This is a genomic window from Chryseobacterium lathyri (assembly GCF_019970085.1).
In the GTDB taxonomy this organism is placed as follows: domain Bacteria; phylum Bacteroidota; class Bacteroidia; order Flavobacteriales; family Weeksellaceae; genus Chryseobacterium; species Chryseobacterium lathyri.
Map to the genome: position 1 here is coordinate 416813 of NZ_JAHXYG010000004.1, position 18827 is coordinate 435639.

16 protein-coding genes are annotated in these 18827 nt (G+C 36.4%); 9 read left to right on the top strand and 7 right to left on the bottom strand.

Features of this window, described 5'->3' with window-relative positions; translation table 11 throughout:
- Nucleotides 1-552: 552 nt before the first annotated feature.
- Together LC418_RS15020 and LC418_RS15025 are read right to left on the bottom strand one after the other, a co-directional pair.
- A complete protein-coding gene (locus LC418_RS15020; protein WP_223559717.1) occupies nt 553-1206 on the bottom strand; it encodes a LuxR C-terminal-related transcriptional regulator in 654 nt (217 codons plus the stop codon).
- A complete protein-coding gene (locus LC418_RS15025; protein ID WP_223559718.1) occupies nt 1190-2947 on the bottom strand; it encodes a sensor histidine kinase in 1758 nt (585 codons plus the stop codon). Before LC418_RS15025 ends, LC418_RS15020 begins: the two co-directional genes overlap by 17 nt.
- 438 nt (nt 2948-3385) lie before the next feature.
- Here LC418_RS15025 and LC418_RS15030 point away from each other — a divergent pair, with 438 nt between their 5' ends.
- From LC418_RS15030 to LC418_RS15060, 7 genes are all read left to right on the top strand, one after another.
- Nucleotides 3386-3802: a hypothetical protein gene (locus LC418_RS15030; protein ID WP_223559719.1), complete on the top strand. Its 417-nt coding sequence runs from the start codon at nt 3386-3388 to the stop codon at nt 3800-3802.
- Between the two features lie 181 nt (nt 3803-3983).
- The gene (locus LC418_RS15035) at nt 3984-6995 is read left to right on the top strand and encodes a sensor histidine kinase (RefSeq protein WP_223559720.1); all 3012 of its coding nucleotides are present in this window, start codon (nt 3984-3986) and stop codon (nt 6993-6995) included.
- Nucleotides 6988-7602, top strand: coding sequence for a response regulator transcription factor (locus LC418_RS15040; protein ID WP_111952892.1), 615 nt, complete (start codon nt 6988-6990; stop codon nt 7600-7602). The genes LC418_RS15035 and LC418_RS15040 overlap by 8 nt, the downstream gene beginning before the upstream one ends.
- Before the next feature lie 274 nt (nt 7603-7876).
- Nucleotides 7877-9451, top strand: a complete 1575-nt coding sequence (locus tag LC418_RS15045; RefSeq protein ID WP_223559721.1) for an autotransporter outer membrane beta-barrel domain-containing protein — start codon at nt 7877-7879, stop codon at nt 9449-9451.
- A gap of 156 nt (nt 9452-9607) precedes the next feature.
- Nucleotides 9608-10534, top strand: a complete 927-nt coding sequence (locus tag LC418_RS15050; RefSeq protein WP_223559722.1) for a hypothetical protein — start codon at nt 9608-9610, stop codon at nt 10532-10534.
- Between the two features lie 371 nt (nt 10535-10905).
- A complete protein-coding gene (locus LC418_RS15055) occupies nt 10906-11265 on the top strand; it encodes a prevent-host-death protein (RefSeq protein ID WP_111952883.1) in 360 nt (119 codons plus the stop codon).
- Between the two features lie 74 nt (nt 11266-11339).
- Entirely contained in the window at nt 11340-11681 is a 342-nt protein-coding gene (locus tag LC418_RS15060; RefSeq protein ID WP_223559723.1) for a nuclear transport factor 2 family protein, read from the top strand.
- Between the two features lie 90 nt (nt 11682-11771).
- Here the strand turns inward: LC418_RS15060 and LC418_RS15065 are convergent, their stop codons facing one another.
- On the bottom strand, nt 11772-12383 hold the full coding sequence (locus tag LC418_RS15065; RefSeq protein ID WP_223559724.1) for a DUF4142 domain-containing protein: 612 nt from the start codon (nt 12381-12383) through the stop codon (nt 11772-11774).
- Nucleotides 12384-12728: 345 nt separating this feature from the next.
- On the opposite strand from LC418_RS15065, the gene LC418_RS15070 reads away from it, so the two are divergent.
- Nucleotides 12729-13352 carry a hypothetical protein gene (locus tag LC418_RS15070; protein WP_111952874.1) on the top strand — a complete coding sequence of 208 codons (624 nt, stop codon included), beginning with the start codon at nt 12729-12731 and terminating at the stop codon, nt 13350-13352.
- A 26-nt stretch (nt 13353-13378) separates the two neighbouring features.
- On the opposite strand, the gene LC418_RS15075 is transcribed toward LC418_RS15070, so the two are convergent.
- Nucleotides 13379-14848, bottom strand: a complete 1470-nt coding sequence (locus LC418_RS15075) for an alpha-amylase (protein ID WP_223559725.1) — start codon at nt 14846-14848, stop codon at nt 13379-13381.
- A 440-nt stretch (nt 14849-15288) separates the two neighbouring features.
- Between LC418_RS15075 and LC418_RS15080 the strand changes: the two genes are divergently transcribed.
- Nucleotides 15289-16785, top strand: a complete 1497-nt coding sequence (locus tag LC418_RS15080; protein WP_223559726.1) for an autotransporter outer membrane beta-barrel domain-containing protein — start codon at nt 15289-15291, stop codon at nt 16783-16785.
- A 130-nt stretch (nt 16786-16915) separates the two neighbouring features.
- Here the strand turns inward: LC418_RS15080 and LC418_RS15085 are convergent, their stop codons facing one another.
- From LC418_RS15085 to LC418_RS15095, 3 genes are read right to left on the bottom strand one after another with little or no spacing between them, the layout of a single operon-like run.
- A complete protein-coding gene (locus LC418_RS15085) occupies nt 16916-17287 on the bottom strand; it encodes a VOC family protein (RefSeq protein ID WP_111952865.1) in 372 nt (123 codons plus the stop codon).
- 45 nt (nt 17288-17332) lie between these two features.
- The gene (locus LC418_RS15090) at nt 17333-17926 is read right to left on the bottom strand and encodes a dihydrofolate reductase family protein (protein WP_223559727.1); all 594 of its coding nucleotides are present in this window, start codon (nt 17924-17926) and stop codon (nt 17333-17335) included.
- Nucleotides 17927-17956: 30 nt separating this feature from the next.
- Nucleotides 17957-18823: an alpha/beta fold hydrolase gene (locus tag LC418_RS15095; RefSeq protein WP_223559728.1), complete on the bottom strand. Its 867-nt coding sequence runs from the start codon at nt 18821-18823 to the stop codon at nt 17957-17959.
- Between the last annotated feature and the right edge of the window lie 4 nt (nt 18824-18827).

Below are 18827 nucleotides of genomic sequence, written 5' to 3' on the forward strand. Positions count from 1 at the left end.
TTCATCATTTGTGTTCTAATAAAGTCTACCGTTTGTATTAAAAAACTTTTTCAGTTAATATATTCCGTTTGGTAAATTTTATTAGGACAAAGTAACAACATTAAAGAATAATATTCTCTGTAATTAGCGTCGATATATATCGATAAAGTCATAGATGTTTTTCAAATAAAAGTTTATCCCGGTGTAATTCTATTCTGGCATTACTCCAATAAAAAAAGGAGACTATTGTCTCCCTTTTTTATGTATAAAATGACCTACAAAGACCAAGCCTGCTTCTCTATATTAATTTGTGTTTTTAATAATCAGCTTTCGAGAAGTTTCTTCAAGGCCATGCATACACTTATATTTATCTCATCATTTATGTGTGTGTTATAAAACTTACCGTTGTACTAAAATCAGAAAGTATCTTTGGTTAATTTTACTGAGACAAAGTAACAACATTAGGAGGAAATATTTCTTATAGTTGACATCGATATATATCGATAAAGCCATAGATGTTTATCGATAAAATACTTTAACGGGGAAGAAATGAAGAACGGATCTTAGAAAATACTATATTTTGTGATGAGTGTTGATGAGATCGATCAATTCGACAAGGTTTTCTATTTTTAATTTATCAAAAATATTCTTCTTGATGGTGCTCACAGTATTCTGTTTTATATCCAGATCATTTGCAATTTCCAGGTTGCCATATCCTTCTGCATACATTTCTGCAATCTGCAGCTCTCTTTTGGTTAAACGGCTAAGCGGGTTGATTAAATCCGGATTCTGAACCAGCTGCAGCATCAGGTTACGAGAAAGCGGAGAGAAATATTCTCCCTTATGTACAATATCTGAAATTGCCTGTCTTATTTCTTCTTCCTCACTTAATTTGCTTACATATCCGCTGGCTCCGGCTTTAATAAATTTCAGCACATGCAGATCTTCTCCCAGACCTGTGAAAACTAAAATTTTAATATCCGGATTCACAGCTTTCATCAATGGTAAAACATGGAGACTGTTGCCGTCCGGAAAATGAGCATCAATAATAGCTATTTCCACTCCTTTTGACTGTACCAGCTCTACGATCTGCTGTGATGATGAGGTTTGATAAACTTTAGAATTTGGAACAATTTCATCGATGAGAATTGCAATTCCCTGGCGAACGATACTGTGATCATCCGCTAAAAGAAATATAATCTCTTTATTTTCAGTTGGTGCTTCCATGATGATTAATGCTTAAATTTATTCTGAATGTTACCTTTGTCCCTTTATGCAGCTTACTTGAAACTGATATTTCTCCATTAAACAGCTCTATGATTTCTTTGCATAAATTCAATCCCAATCCGGCCCCGAAATTATCAATCTTATCAGAGATCATCCCCTGATAATAGGGTTCAAAAATTTTCTCCAGATCAGAATCTGAAATTCCTACACCGGTATCCCCTACTGTTGTGATCAGAGAAATAGTATTTTCATCTACTTTCTCAGTTGCCATAGAAAGATCGATCTGTCCGTTTTCTGTAAACTTGTTGGCATTTCCCAGGATATTCATAAATATCTGGTTAATTTTTATATTATCTGAATTTACAACTAAATCCGCAGGAATTCTGTCTGTTACCAGAAATTTATTGTTCCTTGTTTCTATATAAGGCGTAATGGCTGTTACAATAGACCCTATCTCATCCTTAAGATTAAAGACCGTTTTCACCAGTTTTTTCTCAACTTCCTGGTTTTTTGTGTATTCAAGAATTTGGTTGGACTGTATAAGCAAGGTACTGTTGGTAAACTTTATTGATTTAAGGTAGTCTTTGGTGGTCTCATCTTTTGTGGTCCTGTTGATCTTATCAATAAAAATATTGATAATCTTCAGAGGCGACATCAGCTCGTGGCTCAACATTCCAAGAATTCTGTTTTTGAAATTAAGACTCTTTTTAATCTCCTTATTCGCAGCATTAAGCTTCATTTCGTATATGAATGCTATTCTTGTAAAATACATAATCAGAATGGATACAATAAACATTAAGACCATTAATCCCAGTACGAGATAGGTCCTGATTCTGTTGTTCCTGGAGCTCTGCTTGTTATATTCTTTTTCTAAATCGGATTTAAATTCTTTAATAGCTTTTTCATAAACATTGATCAGTCCGTTGCTGTATACCAATAATTTACTGAAATTACTGTAGAACTTTATATTTTCACGCTGGCTTTCAGCCATGGATTGCTGCTTCTGAACTGTAGAACGCTGAATTTTTTTAACCTCGGTGGTATAATATTTATCCATAGATTTCGCCAGGCTATCCATCCTAAGTTTTATTTTAGAAAGATTAGCCGGCTTTTTATTGGTCATGGTAATCACGGTACTTTCCTTTTGTACATCTACCTTACCTGATATAGCGTCTTTTAAACGCCCCATGAGGCCTTTCTTTTTGATGGTATCTGAATAGGTTTGGGTTTGTATGTTCAGATCTTCAAAGTCGTCCATGTTTTTATACCTTTCCAGCTCGTAATGCTGATCCGGGATGATTGTTACAGGCGGTTTCAAAGAATATTGATATACAGAGTCTATAATCGTCTGTAGCTTTACAATTTTCAGAGTATCTTTTTTTTGCTTTGCCAGTTTATTTTTCAGTCCCAGATTTGTATCTCCATAATCATTTATTTTTTCGAAATTGCTATTTAATCTTTTAAGAGATTCAAAGTATAGCTTCAGATCTTTGTCATCCTGGCTGATCACATACTTTTGAAAGTAATTCTGTGCATCCATGAAATCTTTCCTCGAATTATCCGTTAAACCGCCCAATGCTTTACTTTCGTCCAGTTGATTTTTAATAAACTGAAGCTTTTTTTCATTGACAAATTCGTTGTAAAAAAATATGGCTATAATAACCTGTATCAACAATATGCACAGGATTAATGAGTAATGAACAACTTTTCTCAATTTAAAATCTAAGAATTTATATTTCATATCTTTTTATCAGCTAAAATAGTTTTCTGATTATCTAAGTCTGCAGGTATTAGTTTTTAACGCCATCATCACATTACCAAAATCATGCTAATGTCTATATCATTCCTTTGGCAAAGTTAAAGTAATTTTTGTCTTCTCATAACAGTAAACAGGTGATAAATACAGAGAACTAATTTTATTTGAAATTACAAAAATCTAAGAAAACTCCAGGATTTCATTCAGTGTAAGTATATTTTCCTGTTCAGACACACATATTGAAAACAATAATCGTTAGTTTTTTCTAAGTACATAATTTTTCATGGTAAAAAAAATGTCAATTTCCATGTTATACATAATTTTAATAGGCTTTACAACCCCCTGAAATGAAAATCAATCTCAAGATGGGCAATATACATTATAATTCGGAATAATTATTCTAACTTAACATAAATTTCTGCTATGAAAATTCTGTCATTTGTATTTTTTTCATTTTGCTTTTTATATGTTCCGGCACAAAAGCAATACAGTTTGGAACTCAGTTTTGTGACTGACAGTAATCAACGTGCGTCCAATGTTAGCGTGATCTTCATTAAAGACACCAAAGAAGGCGGTATTATAGTTGAGAAGGCTACCGCTGACAATAAAGGTGTTTTAAAGCATACAATTTCTGAAGATTATTTTGATGAAAACGGCTTACTGATTATCGAAGCCTCATATTATAATCAAGATATCTATTATTTTGATTATCATGAAAAGCTTTCAAAAAAACAGTTTCCTTTCAGGAAAACGGTTGTCCTGGAACATATTGTTCCGCCGACCCTAGAAGAGATCAACAAGATGAATCCGCCGCCTCCACCACCTCCCAAAGCTAATTAACAAGAATAGAAAACTGTTAAATACCTGAAACCAAAAAACTTAAACTTCTGTCAACCGAAAAATAATACAGACAATACCCTATTTTAATTTTTTTTGCCAAATGTTAAAAAAAAACCTTTTATTGATATTGTTTTTACAAATTCAGTAATAACTTTGCCGTACCATTAAAATAAAAAGATTTGTGCAAAAATATACTTCCGCTTTTCTGTTCTTCTTTTTTTTCATTATTTACAGCCAACAATATAACATTCAGTCATATAATACAGACAACGGGCTTCCACAGAACAGTGTAAAAGATATTATTAAAGACAGATATGGTTTTATATGGCTGACCACTGAAAACGGAATTGTAAGGTACGATGGAATGAAATTCCTGGTTTACAGGAATCTTCCGCTAAACAGTCAACGGTTTAGGTATTTTTACGGCTCCCCCGAAAAAGACAGCATCTATACTACAGCAGATTACGCAAAAACCGTGCTTATACACCAAAAGTCCCCTAAGGTAATACGCTCTATAAAAAAGAATTCGCATTTTATATTTAAAGACCACATGAATTACTTTTTATACAGCTCCAATTACACTTACACTACATCGCCAGGCATGAATCTGTATTTTCCCCTTAAAGAAGGTACCTATTTTATAAAGCAGAACTCTCTTCAATATATAGATGCCACTTCTAAAAAAGAAGAGAATCTAAATATCAAGGCATTCTATAAGAACATTGCCAGAATCTTTGTAATTGATAAATCAGTGTTCTTTATTGATTATCAGTCAAAAAACATTCAAAAAATAGAAAAGGGAAAAATCGCTGATTATTACCATGAGCCATTACTGACGGACATCCATAGCAAGGTGTACTGGAGCCTGATTAATAATCAGGTTTTTATCATCAATAAAAACAGCATTTACAGGTGCCAATATGAAGGAAAAACATTAAAAGTAACAAAACTTGTACAGCTTGATGATATTGCAAAAAATATCATCAGCATATATTATGATACAGTTTACAAGAAGCTTTATCTGGGAAGCAGTACCAACGGCCTGCAGATTATCAGTTTTCCAGATTTTGTTACCATCCAGAGACCCCCTTCAAAACCTGAATCTGTTTTTTACAATACTTTACCTTACAGTCATTCTTCAGTTATTACCACTTTCGGAGAGATCTATGACCGTAACGGACTTGTAGAAGACAAAAAATTTAACAGTATCGTTCCATTCTTCATGGCTTATGATGAGAAAGAAAACATCATTGCGCGTAAGGCAAGCGATCTGATAACCTATCAGAAAAAATCTTATTATACGAAAAGTACTTTTAAAAAAAAATTCGATTTAGTAGACTTCTTCTCCGATGCCCAGAGGTATTATGCCCTAGAACTGCAGCCTAAAAAAAGTGGAACTCCCGCCTACAGCGGATTCCTTCTGATCTATGAGGACCTGTCTTTCAATTCACTGAAAAAAAAGTTTTTTTTTAATAATGAGCCTGTCAAAGCCTTGAAGTTTGATGAAGAACATATATTGGTAGGCACTACAAAAGAACTGTACAAAGTATCATTAAAAACCAATAAAATACTCCAGCTAAATCCCGGCAACGAGCTGTCAATCCGCAGTATTATACAGTCAAAAGACGGTAATTTCTGGATCACCACTTTAGGGAAAGGCTTTTATCTGCTGAAAAACAACCACCTGATCAAAATGCCTTATGATACCAACAACAATATTTCTTCTTCACATACCATTTTAGAGGATTCACGCGGATTTTTCTGGATCCCTACCAACAACGGACTTTACAGAGTTCCGGAAAGCCAGTTGCTTCAGTATGTTCGGAATAGGAAATTAAAAGTCAATTATTACCGTTTTTCAAAAGATTCAGGTTTCAAAACCAACGAATTCAATGGCGGTAGTAATGTATGTGGTAACAGGCTAAAAAATGGAGAATTTGTACTTCCTTCTTTAGATGGTCTGGTTTTCTTCGATCCATTGAAAGTAAAGAGCTATTATCCCGGAAACGTTTATATAGAAAGGGCCGTTATCGATAACAAAGAACAATATTTCGATAAAATACTCAATTTAAAACCAGAATCCAATCGTATTGATATTTTTATTGATGTTCCCTATTATTCAAACCCCGACAATCTAATTATAGAAGCAAAGCTGAGCGGAATACCCAACGCCAACTGGGAGCCTATAGGAAAAGACGGAAAATTTTCCATTTCAAACCTATCTTACGGAAATCATTCTTTCGTAGTGAGAACACTCATCTCCGATAAGGGAGAATACATTTATAAAAAAATACATATTATCATTCCGCCTTATTTTTATCAGACGGTATGGTTTAAAATATTTCTTTCGTCCATAATCCTGCTGCTGCTGTACTTTTTGGTCAAGTGGAGAATACATTTCCTGGAAAAGAAAAACCATGAACTGGAAGAAATTATAAACTCCCGCACAAAAAGCCTCTCTGATACCGTAGAAAAACTAGAGATTACAAAAATAAAACTCCATAAAGAAATTGAACAGCAAAAAAAACTCATCGGAACGATTACCCATGACATTACAACTCCGGTAAAGTTTATTGCACTCACCGCAAAGGAAGCTTTGAACAGGAATGGCTTTAATGAACAGCATCGTGAAAAGATCCTTAACTCTATTTACAAATCTTCGGATCAGTTATATAATTTTACTATTACCCTGAAAGAATATGCGGATATCTATACGCATCACCGGTCTGATAAAACAGAACTTTACTCTCTGCATAAGCTGATAGAGGAAAAGAAAATACTTTTCAATGCTATCGCAGAGAACAACAACACCCTCATCATCAATAATGTAGACAAAACGCTATGGGTCTGGATCAGTAAGAATATCCTGTCTGCAATTGTTCATAATCTACTGGATAATTCTGTAAAGTTCACAAAAGACGGCTTCATCACAATAGAAAGCCATGTGGAAGGAAACACCATTACCCTGTTGATAAGAGATACCGGAATTGGGATGGACGAAAAGAAGATAGAATATTATACAAAGCTTCAGGACAATATTGAAAATGAAAAATTATTGCTGCAAAAATACGGGATGGGACTTCACCTTGTTTTACAGCTTCTTCAAATGATAGAAGGGAAAATTGTCTTTAAAAAAAATAAATTAAAAGGAACTTCATTCAAACTGATTTTAACGAATAAAAAAAATGATTAAGAATATTCTTATTGCTGATGATCACGACATTGTTCTGGTAGGTACAAGCATGATTTTAGAGTCACGGATTCCGGGGGTCGTTATAGACCAGGCTGAAGATTATCCGCAAGCCCTTGGAAAAATTTCAGAACGGAAATACGATCTTGTTATTCTGGATATCAATATGCCGGAAAGCAAAAATAAAAAAATGATCACCGAAATTAAGGCATTGGATCCTGCAATAAAAATACTGATATTTTCGGCTTATGAAGAAGAAGTGGCCGTACAGTATATCAAAGAAGGCGCTAACGGATACATCAGCAAGCTCAGCAAATCTGAGGAAATCTCGGATGCTGTAAACAAAATATTTTCTGAAGGCTTTTATTATCCTCCATCTATTGTACGGCAATTGCTTCAGAAATCTCCATTAGATTCTATAAAAAATCTATCCACGAGAGAGTACGAGATTTTTATTTTAATGGTAGAGGGCAACGGCAATTTAGAAATTTCCAATAAGATGGGGATACAAATGCCAACGATCAGTACGTATAAAAAAAGGATCCACAATAAATTAAAAACAAAGAACCTAGCCGACCTTATCAAATTATATCAAACTTATATTTCCTGATTCATAAGCCTTTTATAAATCACAGCATGTAGAAAATTTTCTACATGCTTCTTTATTTTATTCTACGAAACACCCTCTTTACTGTAGTAATATTTCTATATTTTTACATTATGAATAAAGATGTTTAAAATTTTTAAGCAAAAAACATGAAAATTCATAATTTTTTAAACATTAAGTAACATATAATTAACCCATTATAAAACAATTTCATTATGTAATACATAGCAAATTAAGATAAAAGCTAATCTGTAAAACTGAAATAAAACTGAAAATAATGCTAAAAAAAATTACAAAATTAGGACAAATAGTGGGGCTGGTGACTTCATCTGTCATTTTTGCACAATCTGGAAATGTAGGAATAAATACTCCAAATCCGGGATCTACAATGGATGTCAATGGTTCTATAGCTGCCCATTATCTTGCAGTAACTGCAGCCGTTTACAATTTAAATTCGTCGGATTTTCATGTCTCTTATAATGGTACCGCCAATGCGGTATTCAATCTTCCGGCAGCCATCAGCGGAGTGGGAAATTTTAAGGGACGAATGTATACGGTCAAGAATAATACAAACTTTACCATAACGGTAAATTCTGCTGCCCCGGAAACCATTAATGGAAGTGCGAGTATTACAGTACCAGCGAATCAGAGTGCCCAATTGATCAATACCGGACTTACAGGTGCCAATTCTACATGGGAAGTAGTCTCCATGGGATCTTCTTCTACAGGTGATTATATTATTGTAAAACCTAACGCAGCTCAATCTGTTTCTACAGGATCAGATGTAACATTTGGATCTGTAATTGCTTCCAATAATATTACCTACAGTGCCGGAGTTTTCAATTTAAAAGCAGGCAAAACTTATGTACTGCGCTGCCAGCTGCATGCTACGGACTTCTCCCTGGCAGGCGGCTTTTTTGTGTACGAATGGGTTGATGCTTCTAATAATTCTGTACTTCCATCCAGTACCACCGGAGTTGTTGATGCAATAAATAATTATCCTGCGACCACAATAGGAGGACAACCGGAAGCATATGCCATTTATAGACCTACTGTTGATACCTCTGTAAAAGTAAGACTGGGCGGGGCCGGAACAGCTCAATTAAATCCGGGTATAGGATTTATGTCAATCACAGAGCTTGAAGGAGGCAGCGGCAGCGGAACTACGATCATCAATAATAATATTACGGCGAGTAATGGTCTCTCCATGTCGGGCACAGATGTTAAATTAGGAGGTACTCTATCCCAACCCACTAATATTGCTACTGCCGGAAATAACCTGAGCGTCAACGGAACCGGAAAAGTTTTGATCGGAACCAATACGGTACCTGCCGGAGCCGCCAATTCTAAAATTGTTATTGACAATGGAACCACCAATGGTGCGCTACAGATTAAAGACGGTACCCAGCAGCTGGGCTACGTGCTGACCAGTGACGCCAATGGTCTAGCCACCTGGTCATCAACTGTTACTACTGCGTTTGCCGACAACTGGACTTCATATTCAGGAACACTCGTAAATCCTTTTACCGGAAGCCAAGGAGGCCTTCTTCCAACGGGAATTTCAGTAACTATTCCTGCAAAAGGATGGTATTTTTTCCGTTGTGGGGTGACAATACAATCAAACTGTAATGATTATGGATTTTATATTGATGGAATCGGTGAGATTTGGAGGACTTACTGTAACGTTGCAGATGTTCAGATGATGTCACCAAGAGATCAAAACCGAGTACTTTATTTTTCTACTCCCGGTACTTATTCCATTGTCGCTGTAAAAACTAATGCAAATGTACCAGCAGGATTCAACATAGGTAACCCTGCATTTTACTTAAGTTTTGTAAAATTCCAAAATTAAGGAAACCACAATAACCATGATTCTAAATACATAAAGCTGAAAATTGAACTGCTGCAAAATTCCCTCATTCCTGCAGCGGTTCATTTAAAATCAACTCTCCCTATCAAACTAATAATTATTTATTTACCTGCTATTTATTCATTTAATCTTATTAATATGAAAAAAATGTTTTTCCTGCCATTAATGGCCCTTTTAAACAGTAGTCTGATATATTCTCAATCCGGAAATATAGGCATTAATACCAGCGATCCGGGCAGTAAGCTAACCGTTAATGGCTCATTTGCTGCAACGTATAAAACTACTGGAGCAAGTGGTCCTGTTGACGCCAATGATTACTATATAGCCTACACTGGTAACAGCAATGGTACTTTAACTCTACCCGCTGCTGTAAGCGGATCCGGCAATTTTATTGGAAGAACCTACCATTTCAAAAATACCGGTACCGCAACATTATCTATTGCCGCCAGCGGAACAGAGCTCATTGACAATCAAAGCGGTGCAGGAGTAGCTTCTGTCAGCGTACCTCCGGGTTACTATGCCTTTTTTATAAGTAAGGGAACAGTTACCGATACAACATGGGAGCTTATTTTACTCTCAAGCTCCAGCAGTCTGCCCGCAGCAGCGTCCACTTATGCTTTTTCCACCATAAGCACTACAACAAGACAGTCACTTCCTGCTACAGCCAGCGGACCCTTTATCAATGCTGAAATTAATTATCCTCAAGGAACGGTCATCAATACAGGAAATGTAATGAATACAGCCAATGGAAGGTTTACAGCTGCTACCAGCGGATATTATATGTTCTACGGCTCCACCCAGTTTGATAATGGTGCGCTTGCAGGTGCTCCCAATTTTGCATGGGCTATATTATATCTTGTAAAAAACTTCAGTACCACTCCCAATAATGTATTGGTTCAGTCTTACCAGTCGAACCCCGGCATATTGGTAGGAACCAATGTTTCATGCATCACCTATCTGAATGCCGGAGAAACCGTGAGTATGGCTTCAGCAGCAGCTGTAACCAGCGGGACGACTTACCAGGTAGTGGTAAGTTCATTTTACGGCTACAAAATTGCTAATTAAACTGCACAATATTATATAAATTAGTCAATCCCCCTCCTATCATTACATGACGCCATATATGATGAGAAAGAAAACAATTTGTTCCCAAACAAAAGGGGGATTCTAATTTATATTTATGGTTGAAGGATGTTATCAATAAATTGTTACTCAGGCATTGGAATTAAGAATCTACTTATCTGGAGATTTTAGAATCAGGCTTAGAGACTATCTTCATTATTTTTTTGTCCTGCCCAATACCGGACATAGTTATTTTTCATAAATGTTTAACCGTAAGCGAAAAAGCTATTGATTAGTAGTTATTAAAAAGTTAAATTTCTATTTTACTTTGATTGTTTTAAGCTTCTGAGTAAATTTGTAAAAAATAAAAATAAATGAACTATACACTTGAGCTTAATACTCAGGATGCTTACTCTACAATTGTTTTTAACACAATTGTATTTGACTCGTTCAAGGTTAATATAGTTGAAAGATATACAGGGCGAATGAATTTCCAGCCAAAACTATCATATGCTTTATTTAAAGTCAGAACCCTGGATAATGAAATTATTAAAACAAGAGACGGCAATGGAAGAGTCAAAATTAAAGGAGACCATTTTGAAACTTACCAGAAACTGACAAAGGTCCTGAATTCTTATGCCTATAAAAACAAACTGATGAATGTAAAAGAAGCTCAGGAGGATTATGTCCATTTCATTTTGAGCTTAGTCATCGTTAATTATCAGCTTAATTAAATCTTTTATTTCCAAATGATTATCCCGGATACTGATAATCATTATTGATTTATATACTTTTTAATACCTGCCTTATGGATAATAAAACTGTTCTGGAGAAAGCCAATGCTGCCATATCAATGGGGGATCATGAAACCTTTCTTTCGTATTGCAGCGAAAATACAAAGTGGGTATTTATAGGAGATCAGGTTCTTTCCGGGAAGGAAGAGGTACGGAAGTATCTGGCAGATGCCTACAGAGAGCCTCCCAAGTTTGATGTAGAATATATGATAAGTGAAGGAGATTATGTAACAGCAGTAGGTGTAATAAGCCTGCTGAACAAAGACAACCAATGGACAGATTATGATTACTGTGATGTATGGAGATTCCAGGACGGAAAAATGGCAGAGCTGAGAGGCTTTGTTATCCAGAGATAATTCTTCAGCCATTCTAATGAATTTTGATAACATTCTGAAAAATAAAAGCTCCTCTAATGACAGAGGAGCTTATTCTATACGTACTATATATTATTTTACGGCATTCTTTGCTTTCTCAGATTCCATTAAATGATGCTCTAAAGTGGGCAGTGTTTTGCTCGCAAAAGATTTTAATGATGCCTCCTTACCTTCTGAGGCCTGTTTTTTAAATTCTTCTACGTCTTTTTTATGATCACTCACCATCAGATCGGTATATTTTTTATCAAATTCAGCACCTTTTTTTGCTTTCAGATCATCATATTCCTTCTGTTTGTCGGCATCCAGGCCAGTTGGCAGCGTGTAGCCTGCTGTTCCAGCCCATTTTTTGAGCTCGTCATTGGCTTTACTGTGATCTTTTACCATCATTTCTCCCAATGCTTTTACTTTTGCATTAGTAGCATTAGTGGCTGCAAGCTGACCCATCATTACTTCCATCAGGCCTCCTTTTGCTGCGGCATCTGCAAATTTCTTGTCATGATCACTCAGAGAATTTGTAGTAACCTTAGTATCAGAAACTTTGGTAGAATCAGTAACCGTCATTCCAGATTCAGCAGGAGCAGATACAATTTGCTCATCTGTAGATTCATTTACAGATTTGGTTTCAGTTTTTTTGCAGGCTATCAGTGCAGCAGCTGCAAAAAGTGTTAAAACAAAATTTTTCATAATAATAATTTTAAAGTGATGATCAATAAATACAACAATTTATTTGCCAAAATTCATATTTCTGCGATGCCAATCCGCTTATAAACAGCACTTAATAAGTCTTTTATAATCAAGGTGAACTTACGCTCTTCTACAAATACAGTTTATAATTTAAACTGAATCTTGCGGTAGAAAAACTTCCAACCCTGAATGATAAAATTAGCCGACCAAAAGCTTTGAATAAAGGATATAAATTTTTTGTTTAATATTAATATCCAGATTTTTAGCTATTTAGTATCGGTGTTTGTATTTTTGATATATTTGTCATGTACAACTTATCAGTTTTAAACCTAAAATATTATTGTTATGAAAAAACATTACTATATCATAGCTTTTTTTCTGCTTTCTTCTATCGCTGGTGCCCAGTCATTCACCGTTGAGCAGAAAGCCCAATTTAATAAAAGTGAAACCATACAGTTGATGACAGGCGGCAAATCAACAATTAAAGGGCAGGCTTTTGCTAAAGATAATCAATCGGGCATCAGAGGAATTGCAGTTCTTAACATCAACAAAAGACAATATGCACCTAAAGGAACGTCTATTATTGTAATGCCACAAACTGCCTATTTTAAAGAATGGCAGGAAGTAAGCAAAAAGTATGAAAAGGAAGGTAAGATAGTAGAACTGCACAAAGAGGCCAGAGCCTGCATTAAAGTAATACAGGTAAAGGATGATAAAGGCAGCTTCGAGATCAATAATCTTATGCCCGGACAATATTTACTGATCACAGGGTTCAACTACATACAGGATAAGCAGCAGACTTATACCTTGGGTTATGAGAATACCTATATCAATAATACTCTTCAAAGCTCAAGAGAAATAGAGGGGCATCATTACTTTAAGATTCTAAGTGAGGCAAACATCCGAAAATCCGTTACCATTAAAAAAGATGGCGATGTGGAAGACGTCAATTTAAGAATGACTCTTTAGCCAATATTAAGTCAGTAGGCTGGAATCTAAACTTTCACCCACACACTTACAGATTGTGAATTGACCACAAATCTGGCTTTGCCATTTTCATCTGTTTCAACTGGGTCTTTTCTTTGTCCGGTAAAATCCCGGTATACGGAATTTGCGTTTTCTTTTCCAAGCTCAATATCTTTATAGCCGTCTTCGCTGTTAGATAGGATCACAATACAGCCGGGATATTCAGTATTCCCTTTTCTGACCCACGCAATGCAGTTGGGATGATCAAAATAGCTAACCTGCTCGCCATAAGCAAACTGCTGCCGCGCTTCAAGCAATTTAGGCAGAACTTCCACCTTTGGCATAATGATTTTTATTTCTTCACCATCTTTCGAATCCGTATATTCTGCTCCGAAAAGATCGGGATAAAAAATACAGGGATATGCCTCTTCTGACAATAAAATAACAGCGTAAGCCAGAGGCTTGAACCAATCCTGTACAGCTGATTCTAAAGCCTGTAACTTCTGCGTATCATGATTTTCAATAAATGAAACGGAAAAGACCGGTTTTTTCTCCAGAAAACTGCCTTTTAAAATCTGGCTGAGATCATAATTTTCCCTCTCCTTTGATGCTTCAAAAAAATTGTAATGGAGAGGTGCATCAAAACAGGAGATCATATCATTAATCTTATCAGAAAAATCAGATATTTTTCCAGATTCCGACTTCCAGAATTCGCCCAAAATATAACAATCCGGATTCAATTCGGTTTTTATATAGGTAATCCATTCCTGTAAGAAATCAACGGAAATATGCTTCAGGGCATCCAGGCGCAATCCATCTACATGGGTGGTTTCCAGATACCATTTGATCCAGTTTTTCATTTCTTCGACGACGTAAGGATTACGGTATTCTACATCAGCTCCCATCAGATAATCATAATTTCCGAACTGGTGGCTTACCGCCCGGTTCCATTCTGTTCCGTATTCGTTATGGATTTTGAAAATTCCTTTTATTTCTTCATGATCTTTCTGAATAATGTCTATTCCGCTAAAACAAGTATAATCCCAGATAAAATCCGAATACTTTCCGTTCCGTCCCGGGAAAAGGAATTTCGTAAATACCTTTGCACTGAAAGGTTCACCAATGGTTTCATTCCGGTTTTCCTCATTGATCTGCTGTACAGTAACAGTCTCTCCTTCGTCTCCCCCTATTCTGTGATTCAGTACAATATCGGCGTAAACGGATATGCCAGCTTCGTGGGCTTTTTTAATAGCGGACAGGTATTCATCTTTGGTTCCGTATCTTGTGGGAATTCCTCCTTTCTGATCAAATTCTCCCAGGTCATACAAATCATAGATATCATATCCTCTGCCCTCCTGCCCTAACACACATTTTGTTGCGGGTGGAAACCACACTGCTGTAAATCCCAGATTCCTAAGATACTCACACTTTTCCGTAAATTCATTCCATAAATTTCCTTCATGATACCAATGAAAGAATTGTATAATAACTCCATTCATATTTTAATTCGGTTTTCTGTTAAACATTAAAAGCTTTATTTATACTGATAATTGCTCAAAATAGATCAGGAATATGATGCACCATAGTTTGCATCCTGTCTGTTCCAGCAATACTAAAAAACCTCCCAAAGGATGAAAGGCAAAGTGTAGCATTTTAGATAGTATACATGCATAATCATTTACAAATCTAAGGTGTATCCTTCACTGCCATCATGATTAAGATCATAAAACATCATATTTTGGTGAATTTTAATTAATATTTTTATGATTATAATCATAATTCAATAATTTGGGATTTATTAAATTTACTTATCAATTCTTACTGCTATTATTTATTAAAATTTAACTGATCAGCTAAGTATACAGCTCGAATCCATTACTGAAACATTTTCGGCCCATACCGGGACCAATCCTATTATTAATAACATAATTAATTCACCATGAAAAAAAAATTTACCCTCCACTATTACAAGAATTTTTTCCTGCTGTTTTTCATATTTCTGTTTTATGCAGGGAAAGGTCAGATTGGAATTGGAACTCCCACTCCCAATACAAGTGCTATGCTGGACGTAAGTTCCACAACCAGAGGAATGCTGGCTCCAAGAATGACAACAGCCGAAAGAAATGCGATAGTAGCTCCCGCCGATGGACTCCTGGTTTACGATACTACATTGAAGCTATTCTATTATTACGTAAATTCTACATCATCATGGGCTCCGTTGGCAAGCAGTGTGACTGAGAGAATTAACTTTAAACGCATAAAATCTACTGATGTCCTGAATACAGTTTTAGCTGAAGAACTTGCTGCCGGAGGCGGTGGGAAATATCTTATGGATGCTAATACACTGTATGAGATCAATGGACAGGTAACATTTGATCTGCCCATTGATATTAATAATTCTTACATAACCGGCCATGACAGCAATAATGACATTATCCGGAGAACTTCGGGCAATATTTTTGAGGGAGCCACGGGCGGGAGCATCAGAAGCTTAACCCTTACAGCACCAGGCGGAAACGTTTTCAATTTAAACGGATCTCCTACTCAAAACCTTATATTCCGGGACTGTGTTGTTGCTAATTCCAATACTGTTGGAACTGTTTCTGGCTTTGGGCTGGTATTTTTGAGCATCATTCAATTTACAGGAAACAGCAATGGTATCACCTATAACAATATAACACAACTGTTACTCAGTAATATAGGATGGTTTGGCAATAATTCCGGGACTTATGAGCGTTTGACGGGTACTTTTACATTGATAGAAAAACAGGGCGGATTCAGCCAGGTAAATGGATCTGCCACAGGATTTGATGTATCAACATCCGGTCTTACAATAACCGGTGATGCTGTTATGGAATCTGTCGTTTTTACGGGGGCCAATACTACAGGTTATATCAGGCCATATGCTACAGGAACCTATCCCGGGTATAATTTTAACAATAGCTGGACGGTAAGAGCTGCCGGCATACCTACTGAAGCTGACACCAATGCTGTTGGAGATTTTTCTGTAGACTATCCTGTAGGAACCGGCATTGGTGTCAGTTTTACCAACAATGCAAACCCCAGCAATATCGTAAAGATCGGTACTGCATCTTCAGTTTCCACCTCATCCAATTTATTCAGGTTTTCAACAGACGGTGTTCCCAACAGATTAAGATATCTGGGCAAAAAGAAAAGAATTTTTCAAATAACAGGATCAGTTTCTTTTCAGGTTCCCGCAGCAGGAACTTATATCATATATATTGCCAAGAACGGAACTGTTTTAAGTCAATATAAAGTGTACGGACGAGGATCATCTACCAATGATATTGTTGTACTGCCAATAAACGGAACTACTGAGCTTCTCAATAATGATTATGTTGAAATATTTGCTCAGCGGTATTCAGGCTCTAATGGCGACATTGTGGTTCCGAATATGACGATCACAATCAAGTAATTGAAATCAATTCTATGGTGGATTTCAGTCTATAAAAACGGTCATTATTCTGCAAATAATTAAGAGTATAAAAAATTACATTTCAATAAGATACAAAAAAGCTGCAATCAGTCAGATTACAGCTTTTTTATTATTCCGGAGTTTCCTGTAGATTAAAAACCGTGCCTGCCGGGTCAGTAATCCAGTGCATATTTTCAGGAAGCTCCTCAATTTCGTCACAGGTTTCCACACCATTTGACTGCAAATATTTTGTCGCTTCATCTATATTGGGAACGGTAAGCTGTAACCAAGTTTCAGAATGGGTATAGTTGTCCACACAATCCAGCCATATAATATTGTTGCCGAATTTTACTTCATGCGTCCGGGAAACGGTAGGATTGTTAATTGGCTTTTCTTCAACATCCAGCTTTAGAATATCCCTGTAAAAAGCAACTGTTTTTTCATATTTATTTTTCGGAATTTTTATGGCTATATTAATTCCTGCTTCAAATTTTGTATTCATTTTAGAGTTTCCAAGAGTTGTAAAGTTATTCTTTGATCAAAAATTTTACAGTTCAATATCACCTGTTATAATCTCCCCATTACGCTTGTAATTGGCTATAATCACTCCTTTTGATGTCACATGGCTTTCTGTTAAGGCAAAGGCTGCCGGAACCGTATCACTGTCAAATAATCTTTTCCCTTTACCCAGGACCAAAGGGTAAATTTTGAGTCGAAGCTCATCTACAAGATCATGCTTTAGCAACAGGTGAATAAGCTCACTGCTGCCCCAAACCTGAAGATCAGGCCCTTCCGATTGCTTTAGCGTCTGTATATCTGCCAGGCTTTTGAGGAAAGCTGTATTTTTCCAATCTGAATTTTCCGTGGTTTGAGACAGGACATATTTTGTCCCCTCATTAACAGCCGGCCAAAAATCAGCATGGTCCGGCCAGTAAGATGAAAAAATATCAAATGTCTTTCTCCCCAAAAGATAGTCGGCGGGCTTCATCTCTTCCTGCATGATCCTTCCAAAAAGCTCATCACCATAAGATACTGTCCAGCCACCATATTTAAAGTCTCCGGAAACATCTTCATCAGGACCGCCAGGTGCCTGCATAACACCATCCAGCGTAATCATTGATAAAACAGTTATTTTTCTCATTTTGATAAATTTATTATTTCAGTTATGGTATTACTTTAAAAAACTGTCCAGGTAGCTCAGGATCGTTGCATTCTGCATCATCAGGCTGACATGTCCCTGCCCGGGAACGATTGCCAGCTGAGATTTTGGCATAGAGCCAAGGTCGGCAGAAATGCCACCTCCCAATAATGTATAGGTTTTTGCCAGCTCAACTTTATCCAGTCCGTCATTGTCACCGGAAATGATTAAAACGGGTGCCGAAATTTTAGAAATATTGGAATCGCCTAAGTCAAAAGGCTGTTTGGCAGTAGCAATCATCTGCTCCAAAAATTTTGTCCATTTTGTTTTATCTGGTGCCACAGCGTCATAGGCCACCTGCATAGGGCTGTTTATAAAAAGATCAGGTTTCATCCCTTTAAAGGCGTTATTTACTTCGGGTATCCAACCGGTACTTTTATAGGTTGCAGAAATAATCACCATCTTGTTTAATCTTTCAGGGCTTTGTATAGCAAACTGGTAAGCTACAGCACCACCAAAACTATATCCTATTACATCTGCTTTATCAATTTTCAGCTCATCCATGACTCCTTTTACATCAGCGGCTAATGTAGCGTGTGATAATTTGCGGTCTGAAAACGGCGTGTGTCCGTGTCCCTGCAATTCTATGGCAATTACCTTCCGGTTCTTCGACAGCTCCGGAATCAATTGGCCCCAATTCATATCAATGGTCATAAAAGCACCATGCAACAATACAACAGGCTTACCTTCCCCGTAGACTTCATAATATACTTTGATGCCGTTAACAGGTACATAGCCACTAGCAGAAGGTTTTACTTTCTGGCCGTATAACGGTGATGCTGTAAGCATAATAATCACCAACGCTAGTAATGGCTTTAGGATTCTGAATAAATTTTTCATAATG

Excerpts from the sequence above, each read along its gene's own strand:
- LC418_RS15020 (WP_223559717.1), bottom strand. The coding sequence starts at position 1,206 with ATGGAAGCACCAACTGAAAATAAAGAGATTATATTTCTTTTAGCGGAT.
- LC418_RS15025 (WP_223559718.1), bottom strand. The coding sequence starts at position 2,947 with ATGAAATATAAATTCTTAGATTTTAAATTGAGAAAAGTTGTTCATTAC.
- LC418_RS15030 (WP_223559719.1), top strand. The coding sequence starts at position 3,386 with ATGAAAATTCTGTCATTTGTATTTTTTTCATTTTGCTTTTTATATGTT.
- LC418_RS15040 (WP_111952892.1), top strand. The coding sequence starts at position 6,988 with ATGATTAAGAATATTCTTATTGCTGATGATCACGACATTGTTCTGGTA.
- LC418_RS15045 (WP_223559721.1), top strand. The coding sequence starts at position 7,877 with ATGCTAAAAAAAATTACAAAATTAGGACAAATAGTGGGGCTGGTGACT.
- LC418_RS15050 (WP_223559722.1), top strand. The coding sequence starts at position 9,608 with ATGAAAAAAATGTTTTTCCTGCCATTAATGGCCCTTTTAAACAGTAGT.
- LC418_RS15055 (WP_111952883.1), top strand. The coding sequence starts at position 10,906 with ATGAACTATACACTTGAGCTTAATACTCAGGATGCTTACTCTACAATT.
- LC418_RS15060 (WP_223559723.1), top strand. The coding sequence starts at position 11,340 with ATGGATAATAAAACTGTTCTGGAGAAAGCCAATGCTGCCATATCAATG.
- LC418_RS15065 (WP_223559724.1), bottom strand. The coding sequence starts at position 12,383 with ATGAAAAATTTTGTTTTAACACTTTTTGCAGCTGCTGCACTGATAGCC.
- LC418_RS15070 (WP_111952874.1), top strand. The coding sequence starts at position 12,729 with ATGAAAAAACATTACTATATCATAGCTTTTTTTCTGCTTTCTTCTATC.
- LC418_RS15075 (WP_223559725.1), bottom strand. The coding sequence starts at position 14,848 with ATGAATGGAGTTATTATACAATTCTTTCATTGGTATCATGAAGGAAAT.
- LC418_RS15080 (WP_223559726.1), top strand. The coding sequence starts at position 15,289 with ATGAAAAAAAAATTTACCCTCCACTATTACAAGAATTTTTTCCTGCTG.
- LC418_RS15085 (WP_111952865.1), bottom strand. The coding sequence starts at position 17,287 with ATGAATACAAAATTTGAAGCAGGAATTAATATAGCCATAAAAATTCCG.
- LC418_RS15090 (WP_223559727.1), bottom strand. The coding sequence starts at position 17,926 with ATGAGAAAAATAACTGTTTTATCAATGATTACGCTGGATGGTGTTATG.
- LC418_RS15095 (WP_223559728.1), bottom strand. The coding sequence starts at position 18,823 with ATGAAAAATTTATTCAGAATCCTAAAGCCATTACTAGCGTTGGTGATT.